4 protein-coding genes and 1 pseudogene are annotated in these 3,739 nt (G+C 36.3%); 2 read left to right on the forward strand and 3 right to left on the reverse strand.

Annotation, left to right across the window (positions count from 1 at the left end; translation table 11 throughout):
• Nucleotides 1–55: 55 nt before the first annotated feature.
• Complete coding sequence (locus HMPREF0666_RS17040; RefSeq protein WP_083822542.1) at nt 56–466, forward strand: hypothetical protein; 411 nt, start codon at nt 56–58, stop codon at nt 464–466.
• Here HMPREF0666_RS17040 and HMPREF0666_RS15650 read toward each other — a convergent pair.
• The 3 genes from HMPREF0666_RS15650 to HMPREF0666_RS15660 form a co-directional block, all read right to left on the reverse strand.
• Complete coding sequence (locus tag HMPREF0666_RS15650; RefSeq protein ID WP_232214147.1) at nt 456–1,385, reverse strand: SH3 domain-containing protein; 930 nt, start codon at nt 1,383–1,385, stop codon at nt 456–458. The genes HMPREF0666_RS17040 and HMPREF0666_RS15650 overlap by 11 nt on opposite strands.
• A 688-nt stretch (nt 1,386–2,073) precedes the next feature.
• Complete coding sequence (locus tag HMPREF0666_RS15655) at nt 2,074–2,913, reverse strand: DUF5991 domain-containing protein (protein WP_009013367.1); 840 nt, start codon at nt 2,911–2,913, stop codon at nt 2,074–2,076.
• Nucleotides 2,914–2,915: 2 nt separating this feature from the next.
• The gene (locus tag HMPREF0666_RS15660) at nt 2,916–3,137 is read right to left on the reverse strand and encodes a hypothetical protein (RefSeq protein ID WP_009013368.1); all 222 of its coding nucleotides are present in this window, start codon (nt 3,135–3,137) and stop codon (nt 2,916–2,918) included.
• 247 nt (nt 3,138–3,384) lie between these two features.
• Between HMPREF0666_RS15660 and HMPREF0666_RS18365 the strand changes: the two are divergent.
• Nucleotides 3,385–3,739: pseudogene (locus HMPREF0666_RS18365) on the forward strand (IS1380 family transposase); the annotation flags it as partial.

The raw sequence follows: 3,739 nt of genomic DNA on the forward strand, positions 1-3,739 counted from the left end.
CAAGTACTACTGGTATCGTCGTGCTCCAAGACATCTATCACATGCAACTGCCATCATGTTGCTCTGTGACGGTGGAGGTTCCAACAGCAGTTCCAGCAGGCTTTTCAAGCAAGAGCTGATCAAACTTTCCGAAGACCTCCATATTGACATAATAGTGGCGCACTATCCCCCGTACACGTCGAAGTGGAACCCCATTGAACACAGGCTTTTCTCTCAAATCACCAGAGTATGGAGTGGTATTTCCTTCGAGAGCGTTGAGCAGGCATGCGAACTTGCCGCAGAGGCCAGAACGAAATCCGGCCTTTGTGTCTTCACCAACATCAACAGAAAGAAGTACGACACTTCTCGTTGTGTGGATAGCAATTATGATGATGTCTGTCAACGGCATATTACCTTTGATGAAGAGCTACCGAAATGGAACTACAAGGTTTCATGGAGAGACAAAAAATACCAAGTTATTTTTTAAACGTTACTAAATGCTTATCTTTAGACATGAAATTACTTAAATGCTGGTATGATTTTTCGTCTTCAATCCCTATTATTGCATCTTTATGATTCCTATCATACTCAATTAGGCATTTTAATAAATGTACCAAGCATTTATCTTTCACATCCTGCGGATAGTTTAGTTGTTTGAATTGTTTAAAATAGGCATAAACTAAATCATCAAATGGGGCCATGGTTTCTTGTGTTTTATTACAAGACAAGTATATCTCATTTATGAGATTACGGCGAAAGCCTCTTTTCCTGTTATTATAGAACAATACTTTTTCAGTATTATCCCTATAAACAGAATAATCAGTTATCTTCTTTGAGAAATCAATACTTCTTGCGGTGAGTATCTTATTTCTTTCATAATCATGATTAAAGACAACATCTATCGCATATTCAGGATTTTTTATAAAAAAGGAGAGGGTTGTTATGTTATCATTGAATAACAACTTATTATATGCTAGGAATTTATCGGCAATACCATTTTCTTTATCATAGAGCATTTTCATTGCATCTTCTTTGGTTGGTTCTCCCTCTATTTCCGGTTGATAAAAAAGATTCTCAGCTTCTGTATACAAGAACCGCCCCCATTCATTGATTGTATACTCTGTGTATCCTCCTATGCTGAGAACATAATCTTGTGGCTCTTTATGGAGAGAGAGTCCCCAATATTCCATACATCTATTTTGGAAATCCTGATATGAAAGGGGGTTATAACCATTATCCTCTCCATACCTTGACAAAATAGAAGTCTGCATTAATTCTTGTTTATCCATCATTTTGCTATTTACACAAATACTATCTTTTGACACATTACTACTTTTACTCTGACCTTGACAGGAAAGTAAAAGTATATGGGAAAGACAAAATAATATATATCTGTTCATTTTCATTGCTTTTTACTTCTTGCACTCCTTTTTCTATCTTTTTTGTCTCTTTATTTTCAAAGTCCATTTTGATGTGATAATTATAACGTTTCATATAGTTATCTCAAATCGCTTCAGAACAGCCATATTTCTTTAGGATTTCATCAGAATGGAAGTTGTCCTTCATTGCAAGGAAAGAAGTCTTTTCCAAGTTTTCAAAAGGATTGATAGGAACTTCTGCGAATCTGGTTCTTTCATGATTCTGTCATCAAGCCTTCGTGAAAACCAAAAATAGAAAACCTCAACAACTTCTTGAAGTCTCCTCTGTCGGCTGAAAGACAGTCTTGTTCTGGGGAAGAAGAGGAAGAATTGCAGTCTGTTGTCTTTGAAAGCAAATGTAGAAAAATGGAATCTAAAGTCAAAGGAATACAGATTAAAAGACTTACAGATTATGGATATTTAACGGTTCTTTCCTGTCTGCTGGCTTTCATCATTCAGACTGTCTTGCAATCTCATTCATATTACCTCGCAAAGTGACTCATTTTACCGCGTGATTAGAGTCACTTTACAAGGTGATATGAGGCATATTGCAAGGTTATAAGAAGAGATTCGTTATCTGTTTGATACTCAGGGTTTTATTAACAGTGATAGACTAATGCGCATTTGACGAAGTCAAGATGTAGAGAGCGGAGTATCAATGAAGATTATCAAGAATCTATTTTATTTTTCTACATTCTATTTTTACATTTTCCTTGCCTTCAGAATTGCTGATATAAGGACTTTCCAAATAGTATTTTCCTTTCTTGTGATATAAATTCACTGTGGGTGAAACGCTTCTGTCAATATTGGGCATCGGTGTGTCTTCCGAGAGCGATTTGACAAAATCAAGGGAGAGTTTGTCTTCCGTTTCGTTTTTTACACTGCATTGGATTTCAAAGGCAGTCATTTGCCCATTACTGCTGAATACACACCGGTCAGCCGCGATGCTCAATGTGTACTCTATGAAAGGCGAGGGAACAACGGTGGTATCTGAAATGAAATATTCATAGTCACCGAACCATTTGGGATTTTGGACGGCTACGATAGGTGTGGGGCTTTCTTCGGTTTCTTGATCATCACACTTTTCCTTTATTTCTTTGAAATATCCTTTCTTGTTGGTAAAGTAATTGTGGTATACTTCGCCATCTTCCATATACTTATATGTCCATAAAGCTTTATTCTGGTCAATTATCTTACATCTGAAGGGTATGAAAATATTATTGACAAAAGATATGATGAACTCATTATCTTCTAAATGTACTGTGTCTATGGGATAATGTGCATCTTCCATATCATACTGCACAAAGAGTTCTTTTTTTATTGTATCGACATATATTTTATGTGCTACATCAAAGCAAGCATGGTATATTACGGTATCCCCATGGTCTGTAATTGTCAATTGCTCCCAATTTCCAACAAAGGAATGGTTGTTGCTGTCTTTTATGTCATACCATTTTTGTGCATTGCTGCATGAGTAGAAGAATAAAAGGAAAAATAAGACATTTAATAGTTTCATAATTAATTCCTCCTAATTTGTGTTACTACATATTTTTTTGTTGTACTATATTTTGTTGTACCTCGCAAAGAGTAGTCAACTTGATTGAGAGTTAAAATATTTTCATCACTTCTTCCTTTTATTTCACTACCTGTACCTGGATCATAGAACAAATATTGTATAATTCCACTTTTACATAAACGGCCAATGATAAGAATGAAATGGTCTGTTGTTCCTTCATTCAAAACTGTTTTCTTTTTAGGATTATATTTATATTGATAATGATGATCTACTCCTGCTAATACCGCATTTCCGATTTCAAGCTGTTTATCTAAATACTTAATGGCATTTTTAGCTACACCTTAATTCCGCAGCATAAATTCTTGTAAGAACTCCAAGTGTCTGAGAAACAAAGTTCTCAAAACACTTGGATATGTCAGAAATTTCACCTATCTTGGTGCTACAAACATAATAAGTAAGCAAAAATCTGACATGACAAAGGTAGCAATTAAAAACGAGAATATCACTTCTTTCGGTGGAATTTATCATATTATGGACGTTTTCTCAAAGTTGGGCTTTGAAAAACTTACCGAGTCTGTATTGGGCAAACGTGGAAGTAGTGGCAAAGCATTCAGCCATGGAAATATTTTCGGCTCTCTCTTCTTCAGTTACCTTTGTGGTGGAGAATGCCTTGAGGACATCAATGTGCTTATAGGGCAGTTCAAGCAGAGACCTAATACGCTATTACCCGGTGCCGACACTGTGGGGCGCGGACTAAAGGAGCTTGCTGAAGAGAACATTGTCTACAAGAGCGAGACCTCCGGCAAGTCGTATAGTTTCAACACGG

This window comes from Prevotella sp. C561, assembly GCF_000224595.1.
GTDB lineage: Bacteria > Bacteroidota > Bacteroidia > Bacteroidales > Bacteroidaceae > Prevotella > Prevotella jejuni.

Excerpts from the sequence above, each read along its gene's own strand:
- HMPREF0666_RS15650 (WP_232214147.1), bottom strand. The coding sequence starts at position 1,385 with ATGAAAATGAACAGATATATATTATTTTGTCTTTCCCATATACTTTTA.
- HMPREF0666_RS17040 (WP_083822542.1), top strand. The coding sequence starts at position 56 with ATGTTGCTCTGTGACGGTGGAGGTTCCAACAGCAGTTCCAGCAGGCTT.
- HMPREF0666_RS15655 (WP_009013367.1), bottom strand. The coding sequence starts at position 2,913 with ATGAAACTATTAAATGTCTTATTTTTCCTTTTATTCTTCTACTCATGC.